At 70.9% G+C, this 15995-nt stretch carries 9 protein-coding genes and 1 CRISPR repeat array; of the genes, 5 read left to right on the forward strand and 4 right to left on the reverse strand.

Translation table 11 applies throughout. The annotated features are described in order from the left end of the window. Window positions 1-56 precede the first annotated feature (56 nt). On the reverse strand, window positions 57-209 hold the full coding sequence (locus ACZ60Q_RS26860; RefSeq protein WP_469639675.1) for a hypothetical protein: 153 nt from the start codon (window positions 207-209) through the stop codon (window positions 57-59). A 159-nt stretch (window positions 210-368) separates the two neighbouring features. Here ACZ60Q_RS26860 and ACZ60Q_RS26865 point away from each other — a divergent pair, with 159 nt between their 5' ends. After that, the gene (locus tag ACZ60Q_RS26865; protein ID WP_469639677.1) at window positions 369-1820 is read left to right on the forward strand and encodes a helix-turn-helix domain-containing protein; all 1452 of its coding nucleotides are present in this window, start codon (window positions 369-371) and stop codon (window positions 1818-1820) included. A gap of 9 nt (window positions 1821-1829) precedes the next feature. Further along, window positions 1830-2345: a hypothetical protein gene (locus ACZ60Q_RS26870; RefSeq protein ID WP_469639679.1), complete on the forward strand. Its 516-nt coding sequence runs from the start codon at window positions 1830-1832 to the stop codon at window positions 2343-2345. A 362-nt stretch (window positions 2346-2707) separates the two neighbouring features. After that, window positions 2708-3224: direct repeats of the CRISPR family, unit length 29 nt; unit sequence GGGACCAACCCCGCATGCGCGGGGACCAC. 267 nt (window positions 3225-3491) lie between these two features. On the opposite strand, the gene ACZ60Q_RS26875 is transcribed toward ACZ60Q_RS26870, so the two are convergent. Both ACZ60Q_RS26875 and ACZ60Q_RS26880 read right to left on the reverse strand, forming a co-directional pair. After that, the gene (locus ACZ60Q_RS26875) at window positions 3492-4592 is read right to left on the reverse strand and encodes a MarR family transcriptional regulator (RefSeq protein WP_469639681.1); all 1101 of its coding nucleotides are present in this window, start codon (window positions 4590-4592) and stop codon (window positions 3492-3494) included. 503 nt (window positions 4593-5095) lie between these two features. Continuing rightward, window positions 5096-6964: an MFS transporter gene (locus tag ACZ60Q_RS26880; RefSeq protein ID WP_469639683.1), complete on the reverse strand. Its 1869-nt coding sequence runs from the start codon at window positions 6962-6964 to the stop codon at window positions 5096-5098. 501 nt (window positions 6965-7465) lie between these two features. Here ACZ60Q_RS26880 and ACZ60Q_RS26885 point away from each other — a divergent pair. Together ACZ60Q_RS26885 and ACZ60Q_RS26890 are read left to right on the forward strand one after the other, a co-directional pair. After that, window positions 7466-8254, forward strand: coding sequence for an ABC transporter ATP-binding protein (locus ACZ60Q_RS26885; RefSeq protein WP_469639685.1), 789 nt, complete (start codon window positions 7466-7468; stop codon window positions 8252-8254). Beyond that, window positions 8251-10836, forward strand: a complete 2586-nt coding sequence (locus tag ACZ60Q_RS26890; RefSeq protein ID WP_469639687.1) for an ABC transporter permease — start codon at window positions 8251-8253, stop codon at window positions 10834-10836. Before ACZ60Q_RS26885 ends, ACZ60Q_RS26890 begins: the two co-directional genes overlap by 4 nt. 138 nt (window positions 10837-10974) lie before the next feature. Here the strand turns inward: ACZ60Q_RS26890 and ACZ60Q_RS26895 are convergent, their stop codons facing one another. Further along, window positions 10975-11685 (reverse strand): helix-turn-helix transcriptional regulator, encoded by a 711-nt coding sequence (locus tag ACZ60Q_RS26895; protein WP_469639689.1) that lies wholly within the window; start codon window positions 11683-11685, stop codon window positions 10975-10977. 638 nt (window positions 11686-12323) lie between these two features. Between ACZ60Q_RS26895 and mfd the strand changes: the two genes are divergently transcribed. Further along, complete coding sequence (mfd, locus tag ACZ60Q_RS26900) at window positions 12324-15857, forward strand: transcription-repair coupling factor (RefSeq protein WP_469639691.1); 3534 nt, start codon at window positions 12324-12326, stop codon at window positions 15855-15857. The last annotated feature ends 138 nt before the right edge of the window (window positions 15858-15995 follow it).

The following is a 15995-nucleotide window of genomic DNA, read 5'->3' on the forward strand; positions in this document are numbered from 1 at the left end:
GCCGGTGCTGTCCTCAACGAGGTAGGGGTGCGCGCCGCCGTCGGCGTAGCACGTCGTCACCGTGCGGGCGTCTTGCACTCGGGGCACTCGCAGGCCGGGAACTGGTGCGAAACCTCGGGCTGTTCGAGGGGCACGACCTCCGCCTCCTCGTGCACGATGCGGGTAGGCCCGTCGCGTGTCACCTCGTACACCTTCATCGTCATCGCCATGGGCCTCTCCGCATCGCCGGCGGTTTCCGTCGCCATATGAGCGTCGACCCAGCGCCCTCCTTTCGGGATGACCGGCGGGGATTACCGAGGCGGTAATACACTCGTTGGCGCTCCAGTAAGGCGCCTGCGCGTGCATAGGATCGCAACGGAAGTCAGCCCATGGATGCCACTACCCCCGGCCTGCTCACCCCCGACGTGCTCGACAGAGCAGACGTACGGGCAGCCCTCGCGGAACACGACTTCGCCGCCGCCTTCACCCTGATCAAAAAGTGGGGCGGCCTTTCCCAGAACCGCATCGCCTCAGCCTGCCAGCTCACCCCCGGCAAGGTGTCCACGATCATCAGCGGTTCCCAGCGCGTGACGTCCTTCGACGTGGTGTGCCGGATTGCCGACGGGCTCCGCATCCCAGGTGCCCTACTCGGGCTCGCACTACGCCCCTGGGAGGGCAAGTCCGCCCCAACACCGAACCCGCCAGATGCTCCAGGTGACCGGCCAGACGCAGACGAGATCCCGTGGCGGCCTGACGCCACCGTGGACCTGGCCACCCACCTCACCAGGAGTGATCTCGTGATGGACCGACGGGCCCTCACCCGCGCCCTCGCCGGTGCTGCAGTCACCGGTGCCGCGCTTCTCGACAGCCTCGAAGGGTGGCTCGTCCCGGCGGCCACCGTCGCAGGGCCCCGTCGGCCGGGGCGGCTCGGCATACGCGAGGTCGAGGAACTGGAGACTACCGCGAAGGCGTTCCGCCAGTGGGACCACCAGTACGGCGGCGGCCTACGAAGGAAGGCCGTCCTCGGCCAGCTCGCGGAGGTATCCGGAGCCCTTGACGACCACCAGGCCCCAGCCGTGGCGGACCGGCTGTACCGCGTCATGGCTCAGCTGGCCGGCACTGCGGCGACCATGGCGTGGGACTCCGGACTGCACCGGCATGCACAGGACTACTACCGCCTCGCCCTCCGCGCCGCCCACGCCGGAAGCGACGTCGTATTCGGGGCGAACATCCTGGCCGGGATGGCCCGGCAGATGCTCTACCGGGACCGGGCAGACGATGCACTTCAGCTGATCCACCTTGCCCAGGAGGGCGCCCGCGATGTGATCGGCCCCCGAGTCCGCGCCATGCTCCACACTCGCGAGGCCTGGGCTTACGCCGCGCAGGGGCGAACCGCAGGATTTCAGCGGGCCACCGCCAAGGCTGCCGAGGACCTTGCCGCCGCCGAGGTGGACGACGAGCCGTACTGGATCGCCTACTTCGACGAAGCCGAGCTCGCGGGCGTCACCGGAGGACGGCTCCTCGACCTCGCCCGCGCCGACCCGCGCCGTCACGCCACCCAGGCCGCGGACAAGATCCGGACCGCTCTGGCGACCCGCGGCCCAGAAGCCGGACGCTCCCACGCACTCGACCGCATCGGCCTCGCCGAGTGCGCCTTCCTCACCGGAGACATCCAGGGAGCCGCCGCCGAGACGACCCTGGCGGTGCAAGCCGCGCGAGGCACGCAGTCGGGGCGTGTCCGCACACAGCTGGGGCACCTTTACCCATACACCGTGGGACACAGCGCCTCGCGTCCGGTACGCGAGGCGCGCGATAGTATCCGCGACCTGCTGTCGAGCTGAGGACCGCGCATGACGACACTTGCCGTGACCGGGCACATGGACCTGACCGACGAGACCGTACCTCTGGTGCGCGCCGCGCTGCGCGAGCTGCTCGCCGAGCACAGCGAGGACCTGACCGGAGTGTCGTGCATTGCCGCCGGCGCGGACAGTCTCTTCGCGGAGGAAGTCTCCGCTATTGGTGGCCGCCTCGTTGCGGTGATTCCCTCGCAGGACTACCGCGCCGCGAAAGTGAAGCCCCAGCACGCGGCGGTCTTTGACCACCTGGTCGAGGCCGCCAAGGAGGTTGTGACGCTGCCGCACCCGACAGCAAACCGAGCTGCGTACGAGGCAGCGAACTCGGAGTTGCTGCGCCGTGCTGACCGCCTCGTCGCGGTCTGGGACGGTACGCCTCCGTCAGGCAAAGGCGGCGGCACCGCCGACACCGTCGAGCAGGCCCGGCAGGCAGGCATGCCCGTAGACGTGGTCTGGCCAGCGGGGGCCGCTCGTCGAGGATGCGCCGTCGCGTGGGGTCGGCCAGGGCCTTGAAGACATCGTCCGCCATGACCCCATGATAGGCAAGCAGTGACTTGCCTATCATGGGTGGTTCCGGTCGCCGGGATCCGTTGTCGACTCGCGGAGCGTGGGCCATGGAGGGGGCCGAGGAGAAGGGACGCCGTTGCGTGCGGGGGAGCACCCGTCGCTGAGGCGGGACGGCGTGACTCCCAGGGGTCCCCGCATGCGCGGGGAGCACTCGGACGCGAGACCACCCGCGCCGTCCACGAGTCGGGACCAACCCCGCGCGCGCGGGGACCACTGAGAGACGGACAACGTCGCCGTCGGTCTCGAAGGGCCACCCCCGCACCGCGCGGGGACCACCTCCCGATGAGCCGGCCGGTTCCGCCGAGCATGGGACCACCCCCGCATGCGCGGGGACCACTCGACTCCGGCCGCTGGTACCTGACGACCGACGGGACCAACCCCGCACGCGCGGGGGCCACGTACGTGCCGGGCAGACCGTAGGCCCCGGCGAGGGACCAACCCCGCACGCGTGGGGACCACCCGCAGCATGGCCCGCGCCGTGCGCGGATCGCGGGACCACCCCCGCATGCGCGGGGACCACGCCGCTGCGGCTCTCCGCAGCTGAGGACTTGAGGGACCACCCCCGCATGCGCGGGGACCACCTCCAGCTGGTCATCCTCCAGGTGTGCGAGGTGGGACCAACCCCGCATGCGCGGGGACCACCTCGTCGGACTGATCGGGATGAGCACGGTCGAGGGACCAACCCCGCATGCGCGGGGACCACGGACCAGAAGAAATGACCACTATCCCGAATTCGGGACCAACCCCGCATGCGCGGGGACCACTCCATGAGCACCATGCCGAAACTGTCCATCCAGGGACCAACCCCGCATGCGCGGGGACCACAGTTCGTGACCTGCGGGTTTATGTGGCCGGGGGGCTGTTTTTACTTACTTCTTGAGAAGCGGACATATATCCCCTGTGTGGCAAAGCGGTCATCGTTCGTGGCCGGGTGTGTCAGAGCGTAATTCTGCCTCCGTCGGCTGTGCGGGGAGGCTCATTCTCCCTATGGCGAGGTTGCATCTTGTCCGGGACCTCGGGCTTGGGCTTCACTGCGTGCGTTTGGCGGTGATTTCCGGCGCCGGGACACGCGTTCTGGTCCGCCGGGGTGGCTCAAGGTGTCTTCAGTAGGTCGCGGAGGTTGGCCATGTGGGCCCTGACGGCGGAGATCTCAGCTGGTGTGGGCGTGTTCTCGGCGGTTCCGGAGTGGGTTTCGCGGCAGGGGTGGCAGAGGCCGTCGGGGAGGGCCTGTGGCCGGCCGGGGCGGCCGCAGTCGGTGCATTCCACGAGGATGCGGCGTGCTGGGGCAGGAGCACCGGGTGAGGCGTTCCGGACGGGCAGTCGGGGCGGCATCTTGTCCGTGAGGCGGCGGCGGACGAGGCCGAGCGGGCTGTCGACCTTGGCGGGGAGCCCCGCCGTCAGGGCGCTGGTCAGGTAGTCGACGCTCACGCCTCGGGTGAGCCATTCCGTCGCCTGTGCTTCCAGGGCGGTGCAGTCGTCGGCGGAGAGGGTGAGGCGGTGATCGTCACGACCGAGACGGGCCAGGGCGAGGTAGGCGGCGGAAGGGCCGGCCTCGGAGCTGCGGGGCGGTGCCGGGGAAGTGCCTGGGGCGGGCGGTGGAGCCTGAGTTGGCTCGGTGCCCGGTGTCTGGGAAGAGGGCCGCTGGTGCGGTACGGCGATGGGCTCGGGGGCCTGCTCCGTGCCGGGGCGTTCCGGGGCTGGCGGCGGCGGTTCCTCGGCCGGGGCCCACGGTGGCGGCGGTGCCGTGTCGAGGGCGGAGGCTTCCGGTACGGGGGCTGTGGCCAGGGCGGCTTTCTCGGTGGCGAGGTAGGTGTTCCACCACTCGTTGTCGCGTGCGGTGCGCGACCAGAAGGTGCGGAAGACCCAGCGGGTCTCGTCGCCCTCGCCGACGGGGCACCGGACGCGGCGCAGGTGTCCGGCGACGGACAGGGCCGTGAGGGCGGTGGAGATGGCCTGCTGGCCGTAGAGCGGGAGTTGCTTCGCCAGGGTCTTCACGCTCATCGCCGCGCCCTCGGGGAGGTGGTCGACGAACCCGGCGACGTACCGCTCACGCGTCGGCAGGAGAGCGAAGTCATGCCGTGTACGAGGAAGTTGGTCCGGTGCGGAGCGTTTGCCGTAGCCGGGCTTGGCCATCGGGTACGCGGCGGAGCGTGCGGGGGTGGGCAGGGCGGAGCTAGTGTGCTGGGTAGCCATGGGATCGGCTTTCTCGGTTATCGATCTTGCGGTGAGACCCCGGCCTGGTGCTCTAACACCGCGTCGGGGTCGTTTGGTTCTCGCACCGTAGGCAGTCGTGACGCTGTGCCGCAAGCTGTCACGATTAGTCATACTTCCTGGCCGTGACGGGTCAGGGAGGTAGGGGAGGTTTTCCCCAACCCCCTTCTTCTACCAACCGGTTAGAGAAGGCGCTCGAATCCCGGGTCTCGCATCCCGACGCCCGAGTCCCGGCACCCGAGCTTCGGGCCGGGGCCTCGCTCACGTACCCCCGGAAGAGTGACCTGACCGTCCCGAACTCCGGGGCCCGGGACCCGAGCTTCGGGGGATGACTCCCGTCGTGGGGCGGAGCTGTACACCGGACCGGACGGAAGCCTGCCCGGCCTGTCGGAAGGGCGGGCCTTCCACCGCACGGTTACTCGGCCGCCGCAGGGCAGCCTGAGCACAACGATCGAGCGCGTGGGCAGCGTATGGGCAGGCCGCGTCTAGGAGGGGCTGCCCTGCCGGTCCGCCGCCCCGGAGGCCTCCGGGACGGCCTCCGTAGTGATCCCGGCGGCCCCGGCCGTCTCGACGATGACCGGGAAGCGGCGCGGGGCCAGGGTGATCAGGGCGAGCAGGGCCAGGGCCGCGGCTCCGGCCGCCCCGATATAGACGTAATCCACCGCGGCGTCGACCGCCCGGCGCAGGTAGTCCGTCGCCGCCGCGGAGAGGGTGCCCGGGTCCTCCAGAGCGCGGGCCACCGTGTCCAGGTCGTCGGGGAGACCGGTCACCGGGGCGTCGAGGAGGCGGGCGGCCAGGACGCCGTTGGCGACGGCCCCGAAGAGTGCCGCGCCGATGCTCTGGCCGACCTGGCGGCAGAAGAGGACGGACGCCGTCGTCGTACCGCGCTCCGCCCACCCGACCGTCGACTGGACGCCCACGATCAGGGGGAGCTGGAAGAGGCCGAGGGCCGCGCCGAGCAGGAGCATGAGGAGGGCCGGGTGCCAGGGTTCGCCGGGGTAGGGGAGAAGAGGGAAGGCCAGCAGGATCAGCAGGGCGGCGCCGATGCCGATGATCGCGGTGAGCCGGAAGCCGATGCGGTTGTAGACCCGGTCGGACAGGGCCGCCGTGACGGGCCAGCTCAGCGTCATCACGGAGAGCACGAACCCGGCCGCTATCGGGCCGAGCCCCAGCACCGACTGGGCGTACGTGGGGAGGAAGACGGTCGGTGCGACCATCAGCAGGCCCAGCGCGCCGAGCGCCAGGTTGACCGAGGCGATGGTGCGCCGACGCCACACCCAGCCCGGGATGATCGGCTCCGCCGCCCGCCGTTCGATCACGACGGTGAGCGCGGCCAGCACCGCGCTCACCCCGAACAGGCCGAGCGAGGGCGCCGAGAGCCAGGGCCAGGCGACACCGCCCTGCACGAGCGCGGTGAGCAGCAGGGCACCGGTCGCGAAGACGGCGAGCGCGCCCGCCCAGTCGACGCGGGGCCGGGCGGCGGGGCGGGGGCGTGCGGGTTCGTGGAGGTGGCGGACGACCAGCCAGAGGGCTACCGCCCCGACCGGGAGGTTGATCAGGAAGATCCACCGCCAGTCGGCGTACCCGGCGAGCAGCCCGCCGACCACCGGTCCGGCGACCGCGGAGGTGGCCCAGACCGTGGACAGCTTCGCCTGGATGCGCGGGCGTTCCTTGAGCGGGTAGAGGTCGGCCGCGATGGTCTGGACCGTGCCCTGGAGCGCGCCGCCGCCCAGGCCTTGGACGATGCGGAACGCGATGAGCGCGGCCATGTTCCAGGCAGCCGCGCAGAGTATGGAGCCGATCAGGAACAGGATGATCCCGGCTATCAGGACCGGCTTGCGGCCGAAGGTGTCGGAGAGCTTCCCGTACAGGGGGAGCGTGACGGTGACGGCCAGCAGATAGCCGGAGAAGAGCCAGGAGAAGACGGTGAAGCCGCCCAGGTCGCCGACGATCTGGGGGACGGCGGTGGACACGATGGTGCCGTCGATGGCCGCCAGCGCCATGCCGAGCATGAGCGCCGCCACGACGGGTCGGCGACCCCGGGGGGTGGTGAGGGCGGGAGGCGTGCTCGTACCGTCCCGATGCCCTTCCCCTTCCCCTTCCCCTTCCCCTTCCCCTTCCCCTTCCCCTTCCCCTTCCGGGCCGGGACCGGAGCCCGTACCCGTACCCGTACCTGTACCCGTACCCGTACCCGAGCTCGTATCCGTACCCGCGCCGGGGGCGGGGTCGGCTTTGGCGTCCGTGCCCCTGCCCGCGCCCGCGCCCGCGCCCGTGCCGCCGGCCCCCGGTATGTCGCTGTCGCCTGCCCCTGTGCCGTCCGCGCCCACGTCGTTCTTGTCGTCCGTGTCGCTCACCGGGTTTCCTTCCCTATGAACGTATCTCCCCGGGGCACTGTCTCATTCGGGAGTGTCGGACGGGGCGGGTCCAGGAGAACGGTTGAGGGCCGGCGGGAAGGACCGGCGGGTGGGACCGCCGGGAGGAAGCGCCGGGAGGAAGCGCCGGGTGGGGAAGGGGGAGACCGGCGGACCCCTCCGCTCCGGTTGGGCGGCCGCCCTGCCCGCGGCCCCGCCGGGCCGAATGGTGTCCCTGACCTCGCCTCCGCCTGAGGGACGAGTCCCCTAGGGGGCGCCCCCTCATAGTGGCCAGGGCCCGTTCCTCCCGGCGGAGGACGTGACGGCCGGGGACGTTTCCTTAACCTGTTCTTACGTCGCCGCTATGGCCCGCCGCAGGGGGGCAGGTGGGGAAAACCCCACCTGAAGACTGCGCTGGGCACCATCGCGCCGGACACCGTCCCGAACCCAGACTCGGACCGTACCCAATGACGTCCAGTCATCGATCGACATAGGAGAAATACCGTGACAACGGCTGTAACCATTCCCAGGCACGGGGGCACTGGAGGGCGTACGGCCGTCGCGGCGCGAGCGCGTCAGGTCCTGAAGGCATACGGCACCGGGGAGACCCGGGTCGTCGCGCTCGACCATGTCGACGTGGACATCGCCCGCGGGCAGTTCACGGCGATCATGGGCCCGTCCGGCTCCGGCAAGTCGACCCTGATGCACTGCCTGGCCGGGCTCGACACGGTGACGTCGGGCGAGATATTCCTCGACGAGACCGAGATCACCAAGCTCAAGGACAAGAAGCTCACCCAACTCCGGCGCGACCGCATCGGGTTCATCTTCCAGGCGTTCAACCTGCTCCCGACGCTCAACGCGATCGAGAACATCACGCTGCCGATGGACATCGCGGGCCGCAAGCCCGACGCCGCCTGGCTCCAGCAGGTCGTGGAGACCGTCGGGCTCGCCGACCGCCTGGGGCACCGCCCCACCCAGCTCTCGGGAGGTCAGCAGCAGCGCGTCGCCGTCGCCAGGGCGCTCGCCGCCCGGCCGGAGATCATCTTCGGTGACGAGCCCACCGGGAACCTGGACTCCCGCGCGGGGGCCGAAGTCCTGTCCTTCCTCCGCAAGTCGGTCGACGAGCTGGGCCAGACCATCGTCATGGTCACCCACGACCCCGTCGCCGCCTCCTACGCGGACCGGGTGCTGTATCTCGCCGACGGTTCCATCGTCGACGAGATGTACAACCCGACCGCTGACCAGGTCCTCGACCGCATGAAGCACTTCGACGCCCGTGGGCGGACGTCATGACCGTCTGGAAGACCTCGGTGCGCAACTTCCTCGCGCACAAGGGCCGGATGGCCCTCTCCGCCGTGGCGGTTCTGCTGTCCGTGGCGTTCGTCTGCGGCACGCTCGTGTTCACCGACACGATGAACACCACCTTCGACAAGCTTTTCGCGGTGACCTCGCCCGACGTCACCGTCAGCCCGAAGACGGCCGGCGGGAACGACGAACAGCCCGACAACGGCAAGCCCGCCTCGCTGCCCGCCTCCGCCGTCCAGGAGGTCGCGAAGGCCGACGGCGTGAAGAAGGCGGAGGGCGCCGTCTTCTCCATGGCGGTCACCGTCGTCAACAGTGACAACAAGAACATGGGCTCCGAGACCGGAGCCCCGACCATCGCGGGCAACTGGACCGAGAACGACCTGCGTTCGATGGAGATCACCTCCGGACACGCACCCCGCGGCCCCACCGACGTGATGATCGACGCCGACACCGCAAAGAAGCACAAGCTCAAGATCGGTGACGAGCTGCGCACCATCACCGCCACCGGCGACATCACGGCGAAGATCAGCGGCATCGCGTCCTTCACCGTCACCAACCCGGGCGCGGCCGTCGTCTACCTCGACACCGCCACCGCCCAGAAGCAGCTGCTCGGCGCCCCCGACGTCTTCACCCAGATCCTGGTGAGCGCCAAGAGCGGCGTCAGCGACACCCAGCTGAAGAAGAACGTCGCCACCGTCCTCGACGGCTCGGCCGCGTACAAGCTCCAGACCCAGCAGGAGGCCACGGACGCCAACAAGGACTCCATGGGCTCCTTCCTGGACGTCATGAAGTACGCGATGCTCGGCTTCGCCGGAATCGCCTTCCTCGTCGGCATCTTCCTCATCGTCAACACCTTCTCGATGCTGGTCGCCCAGCGGACCCGTGAGATCGGGCTGATGCGGGCCATCGGCTCCAGCCGTAAGCAGGTCAACCGGTCCGTGCTGGTGGAGGCGGTCCTCCTCGGCATCGTCGGCTCCGTGCTCGGCATCGCGGCCGGCATAGGCCTCGCCGTCGGGCTGATGAAGGCGATGGGCGCCGTGGGCATGGAGCTGTCCACCGGCGACCTCACCGTCGCCTGGACGACCCCGGTGATCGGCCTCGTGCTCGGCGTCGTCGTCACCGTCCTCGCCGCGTACATCCCGGCCCGCCGGGCCGGCAAGGTCTCGCCGATGGCCGCGCTGCGCGACGCCGGGACCCCCGCCGACGGCAGGTCCGGCTGGATCAGGGCCGGTATCGGCCTGTTCCTGACGGCGGCGGGCGGTGCGGCCCTGTGGGCGACGAGCCAGGCGGACAAGGCCACCGAAGGCTCGATGTTCCTCGCCCTCGGCGTGCTGCTGACCCTGATCGGCTTCATCGTGATCGGCCCGCTCCTGGCCGGTGTGGTGGTGCGGGCCCTGAGCGTCGTCGTCCTGCGGCTCTTCGGCCCGGTCGGCCGGCTGGCCGAGCGCAACGCCCTGCGCAACCCCCGGCGTACGGGAGCGACCGGAGCCGCCCTGATGATCGGGCTCGCCCTGGTGGCCTGCCTGTCCGTCGTCGGGTCCTCCATGGTGGCATCGGCCACCGAGGAGCTCGACAAGTCGGTCGGAGCGGACTTCATCGTCCAGGACGGCAGCACCGGCCGCCCGATCGTGCCCCAGGCCGCCGACGCCGTGCGCGACGTCCCCGGCCTGGAGCACATGAGCGACTACACCTTCATCAAGACGAAGATCACCGCCCCGAACGGAAAGGCGGACGACGAGGAGATCATCGCCGCCGACCCGACGTACCAGCAGGACGTCCGGCGCACGGTCCTCTCCGGCGACCTCGCCAAGGCGTACGGCAAGGACGCCATCTCCGTCGGCGACGGCTACGCCGAGCTGCACGGCATCAAGATCGGTGACACGCTCACCGTCGCCTTCAAGGCGGGGGAGACCGCGAAGCTCAAGGTCGCGGCCATCACCTCCGACGACACCAACATCGACCGCGGCGCGATGTACATCAACCTCACGACGGCGGCGTCCTACGTTCCGGCCGACCGGATGCCGCAGAACGTGGTGATGTTCGCCAAGGCGGAGGAGGGCAAGGAGAAGGAGGCGTACGCGGCCCTCAAGAGCGCCCTCGCCGAGTACCCGGTCTACAAGGTGCAGAACCAGGCCGACTTCAAGGAGCAGCTGAAGGACCAGATCGGCCAGTTGCTGAACATCGTGTACGGCCTGCTCGCCCTGGCGATCATCGTCGCGGTGCTCGGTGTGGTGAACACCCTCGCCCTGTCCGTGGTCGAACGGACCCGCGAGATCGGCCTGATGCGCGCCATCGGGCTCTCCCGCCGGCAACTGCGCCGCATGATCCGGCTGGAGTCCGTCGTGATCGCCCTCTTCGGGGCGCTGCTCGGACTCGGACTCGGGATGGGCTGGGGCACCGCGGCCCAGAAGCTGCTGGCGCTGGAGGGTCTGGAGGTCCTGGCGATCCCGTGGCCGACGATCCTCACGGTCTTCGCCTGCTCCGCCCTCGTCGGACTGTTCGCCGCCCTCGTCCCGGCCTTCCGGGCGGGCCGGATGAACGTCCTGAACGCCATCGCCGCGGACGGGTGACGCGGCGCCCTCCCGGCAACGGTGACCTTCCGGGCGTCACCGTAGGATGACCCGCAGGCCCCGGGACGTTCCTCCAAACGTCCCGGGGCCGAGCCCGTTCCCGGCCCCGCGTCGCCCACCCTCCGAGGCGCTCGGGCCTCAGATCCAGCCGCGTTCCCGGGCCAGCAGTGCGGCCTGCGCCCGGCTGGCCGCGCCGAGCGTCCGCATCAGATCGGCGACGTGCCGCCGGTAGGTCCGCACCGACACTCCCAGCTCCCGCGCGCCCGCCTCGTCCTTGCCCGCCGTGCACATCGACACCAGCACTCGCCGCTCGATGCCGGAGGGACGGGGAGCGACGGTGCCCTCACCGACCCCGGTGCCCTCACCGACCCCCGTGCCCTCACCGCTCTCCGTGCCCTCGCCCGCCCGGGACAGCTCGTCGGCCTGGTCCCGGATCCGTTCGAACAGGGAGATGATGTTGGAGACCAGGGCGCTGCGGTGGGCGAGGAGCGCGCCCCGCGAGGTGCCGGGAGGGGGCGTACGGGCTCCCTGCTCCGCGCGTAGACCGTCAATGACGTGCCGAGACCGGGTGACGTGCTGCAGCTCCTGGTGGAGCTCGTGCAGCCGGACGTCCACCAGCCGGGTGAGGGCCACCTCGGGATCCGCCGGGAAGATCCGCCGCTCGGCGTCCTCGGTGCGCAGCAGCCCCAGCTCCTGGAGCCGGGCGATCCGGGCGCGCGCCTCCCGGGACCGGGAGTGCGGCCGGAAGTGGAGGTCGTCGGCGCGGGTGCCGGGGTTGCGCAGGAAGTGCCGGTAGGTCTCCTCCTCGGTCTCGGTGACCCCGAAGACAGACATCTCGTTCTCGCCCACGTACGCCCCCGATGCCTGATGCCGTGGGGCGCGGACCGAGGGGGATCGCCCCGCGCCGCCCGCCCAGGCCGCTGCTCGCTCCGCCGTGCCGTTGACCGTGCCCGTGCCCGTGTTCCGTGCCCGGTTCCGCGCTCGTGTTCTGTGCCGTTGACCGCGCCCGGTTCCGCCCGCCCCATGCCCGTGCTCTGTGCCCGGTACCGCAGGTGTGACGCGCGCGGCCGCGCACTCACCCGCGTGTCCGTGCAAGGGTCGGGCAAAGACTAGACGCTTGAATCAATCCTGTGAGGATCCCCGGCAGAACTGTGTGGGGGACGGAGACGAACGGTGCGCCACCGTCGACGAGCGGCGGCGTTGGCGCGACGGGCGGTGGGGCGGGCGCGTACCCGGGCGGCCGGGCGGGCGTGAAGCGGGCGGCCGGGCCCGGGACGCGGGCGTCGGTGGCGGGCGGGCGTGAAGCGGGCGCGGCCCGGCCGTCGTCCGCCACCCGCTCGCCCGTTGCGGGCGCGACTGTCACCCCCGAGCCGTACGCTGGAAACCCCGGCCCGTCCCACGTGTCGGGCCCTTCGCGTTGCCCCTGGCAGCGGCCGGCTGCCAGGAACCCCTGAGCTACCCCTGATCTGATCCCGGACGGAAACTTCATGAGTCTGCACGGTCTGCTGGATGTCGTCGTTACGGACCCGGCGCTCGCCGAGGCGGTGACGGCCGCCGGGGACGGGCACCGGGCCCATGTCGACCTGGTGGGCCCGCCGGGCGCGCGCCCGTTCGCCGTCGCCGCGCTGGCCCGTCGGACCGGCCGGACCGTGCTGGCCGTCACCGCGACGGGCCGGGAGGCCGAGGACCTGGCCGCCGCGCTGCGCACGCTGCTGCCGCCGGACACCGTGGCGGAGTACCCGTCCTGGGAGACCCTGCCGCACGAGCGGCTCTCGCCCCGCCCGGACACCGTGGGCCGCCGCCTCGCCGTGCTGCGGCGGCTCGCCCATCCGCGCGCGGACGACCCGGAGACCGGTCCGGTCTCCGTCGTCGTCGCGCCGATCCGCTCCGTGCTCCAGCCGCAGGTCAAGGGGCTCGGCGAGCTGGAGCCGGTGGCGCTGACCGGAGGGCAGAGCGCGGATCTGGGGGAGGTGGTGGACGCGCTGGCGGCCGCCGCCTACTCCCGGGTGGAACTGGTCGAGAAGCGCGGCGAGTTCGCCGTACGGGGCGGGATCCTGGACGTCTTCCCGCCGATCGAGGAGCACCCCCTTCGGGTGGAGTTCTGGGGTGACGAGGTCGAGGAGATCCGCTACTTCAAGATCGCCGACCAGCGGTCCCTGGAGGTCGCGGCGCACGGGCTGTGGGCCCCGCCCTGCCGCGAGCTGCTGCTGACCGACGAGGTACGGGAGCGGGCGGCGGCACTGGCCGAGGCCCACCCGGAGCTGGGCGAGCTGCTCGGCAAGATCGCGGAGGGCATCGCGGTCGAGGGCATGGAGTCCCTGGCCCCGGTCCTGGTCGACGACATGGAGCTGCTGCTCGACGTCCTGCCGAAGGACGCGATGGCGATCGTCTGCGACCCGGAGCGGGTCCGCACCCGGGCGGCCGACCTGGTCGCCACGAGCCAGGAGTTCCTCCAGGCGTCGTGGGCGGCGAGCGCGGGCGGCGGCGAGGCCCCCATCGACGTGGGCGCGGCTTCGCTGCGGGGCATCGCGGACGTCCGGGACCGGGCCCGTGAGCTGGGCATGATGTGGTGGTCCTTCTCGCCGTTCGCGGCCGACGCCGCCGACCACGACGAAGACACCCTCCACCTCTCCATGCGCGCCCCCGAGGCGTACCGGGGCGACACCGCCCGCGCGCTCGCCGACACCAAGGGCTGGCTGGCCGACGGCTGGCGCACGGTGTATGTGACGGAGGGCCAGGGCCTCGCCGCCCGTACGGTCGAGGTGCTGAGCGGCGAGGGCATCGCGGCCCGCCTCGACGCGGACCTGACCGGGATCACCCCGTCCCTGGTGCACGTCTCCTGCGGGGCCATCGAGCAGGGGTTCGTCGACCCGGCGCTGAAGCTCGCCGTGCTCACCGAGACGGACCTGACCGGCCAGCGCACCGCCACCAAGGACCTGGGCCGGATGCCGGCCCGCCGCCGCAAGACGATCGACCCGCTGACGCTGGAGGTCGGCGACTACATCGTCCACGAGCAGCACGGTGTGGGCCGCTACGTGGAGATGGTGCAGCGCACGGTCCAGGGCGCGACCCGCGAGTATCTCCTCGTCGAATACGCCCCCGCCAAGCGCGGCCAGCCCGGCGACCGCCTCTACATCCCCACCGACCAGCTGGAGCAGGTCACCAAGTACGTCGGCGGCGAGGCTCCGACGCTGCACCGGCTCGGCGGCGCGGACTGGACGAAGACGAAGCAGCGGGCGAAGAAGGCGGTCAAGGAGATCGCCGCCGACCTGATCAAGCTCTACTCCGCCCGGATGGCGGCCCCCGGCCACGCCTTCGGTGCGGACACCCCCTGGCAGCGCGAACTGGAGGACGCCTTCCCGTACGCGGAGACGCCCGACCAGCTGTCCACGATCGCCGAGGTCAAGGAGGACATGGAGAAGACGGTCCCGATGGACCGGCTGATCTGCGGCGACGTCGGCTACGGCAAGACGGAGATCGCGGTCCGGGCCGCCTTCAAGGCGGTCCAGGACGGCAAGCAGGTGGCGGTCCTGGTCCCCACGACCCTTCTGGTCCAGCAGCACTTCGGCACGTTCACCGAGCGCTACTCCCAGTTCCCGGTCAACGTGAGGGCGCTGAGCCGCTTCCAGTCGGAGACGGAGTCCAAGGCCACGCTCGAAGGCCTGAAGGACGGGGCCGTCGACCTGGTCATCGGCACCCACCGCCTCTTCTCCTCCGAGACGAGGTTCAAGGACCTCGGCCTGGTCATCGTGGACGAGGAGCAGCGGTTCGGCGTCGAGCACAAGGAGCAGCTGAAGAAGCTCCGCGCCAACGTCGACGTGCTCACGATGTCCGCCACCCCCATCCCCCGTACGCTCGAGATGGCGGTCACCGGCATCCGCGAGATGTCCACGATCACCACCCCGCCGGAGGAACGCCACCCGGTCCTCACCTTCGTCGGCCCGTACGAGGAGAAGCAGATCGGCGCGGCCGTACGGCGTGAACTGCTGCGCGAGGGCCAGGTCTTCTACATCCACAACCGGGTCGAGTCCATCGACCGGGCCGCCGCCCGCCTCCGCGAGATCATCCCGGAGGCGCGGATCGCCACGGCCCACGGCCAGATGTCGGAGTCGGCCCTGGAACAGGTGGTGGTGGACTTCTGGGAGAAGAGGTTCGACGTCCTGGTCTCCACGACGATCGTCGAGTCCGGTATCGACATCTCCAACGCCAACACCCTGATCGTGGAGCGCGGCGACAACTTCGGCCTGTCCCAACTCCACCAGCTGCGCGGCCGGGTGGGCCGAGGCCGGGACCGGGGCTACGCCTACTTCCTCTACCCGCCCGAGAAGCCGCTGACCGAGACCGCCCACGAGCGCCTGGCCACGATCGCCCAGCACACGGAGATGGGTGCGGGCATGTACGTGGCGATGAAGGACCTGGAGATCCGCGGCGCGGGTAATCTGCTCGGCGGCGAGCAGTCCGGCCACATCGCGGGTGTCGGCTTCGACCTGTACATCCGCATGGTCGGCGAGGCGGTCGCCGACTACCGGGCTCAGATGGAGGGCGGCGAGCAGGAGGAACCCCCGCTGGAGGTCAAGATCGAGCTCCCGGTCGACGCGCATGTCCCGCACGACTACGCCCCCGGCGAGCGGCTGCGCCTCCAGGCGTACCGGGCGATCGCCTCGGCCTCCTCGGAGGACGACATCCGCGCGGTCCGCGAGGAGTTGACCGACCGCTACGGCCCGCTGCCCGAACCGGTCGAGAACCTCCTCCTGGTGGCGGGCCTGCGCATGCTGGCCCGCGCCTGCGGTGTCGGCGAGATCGTCCTCCAGGGCTCCAACATCCGCTTCGCCCCGGTGGAGCTGCGCGAGTCCCAGGAACTGCGCCTGAAGCGCCTGCACCCCAAGGCGGTCATCAAGCCGACCGCCCACCAGATCCTGGTCCCGCGCCCGACGACCGGAAAGATCGGCGGCAAGCCGGTCATCGGCCGGGAACTGCTGGCGTGGACGGGGGAGTTCCTGACGACGATCCTGGGGTCGTAGGACCCGGGGATCCGCGAGCGATCGTGCCCCGCCGGGCTGACCGGCGGGGCACGACGCGTCCGGCCCCGGGGGGCTACGGTGCCGCGGACCGCGGTCGTAACGGGAAGGCCGTACCGCTATTCGCGAAAGGCGGCAAGG

The sequence above is a fragment of the Streptomyces sp. NPDC104313 genome (assembly GCF_055583985.1).

Excerpts from the sequence above, each read along its gene's own strand:
- ACZ60Q_RS26860 (WP_469639675.1), bottom strand. The coding sequence starts at position 209 with ATGGCGATGACGATGAAGGTGTACGAGGTGACACGCGACGGGCCTACC.
- ACZ60Q_RS26865 (WP_469639677.1), top strand. The coding sequence starts at position 369 with ATGGATGCCACTACCCCCGGCCTGCTCACCCCCGACGTGCTCGACAGA.
- ACZ60Q_RS26870 (WP_469639679.1), top strand. The coding sequence starts at position 1,830 with ATGACGACACTTGCCGTGACCGGGCACATGGACCTGACCGACGAGACC.
- ACZ60Q_RS26875 (WP_469639681.1), bottom strand. The coding sequence starts at position 4,592 with ATGGCTACCCAGCACACTAGCTCCGCCCTGCCCACCCCCGCACGCTCC.
- ACZ60Q_RS26890 (WP_469639687.1), top strand. The coding sequence starts at position 8,251 with ATGACCGTCTGGAAGACCTCGGTGCGCAACTTCCTCGCGCACAAGGGC.
- mfd (WP_469639691.1), top strand. The coding sequence starts at position 12,324 with ATGAGTCTGCACGGTCTGCTGGATGTCGTCGTTACGGACCCGGCGCTC.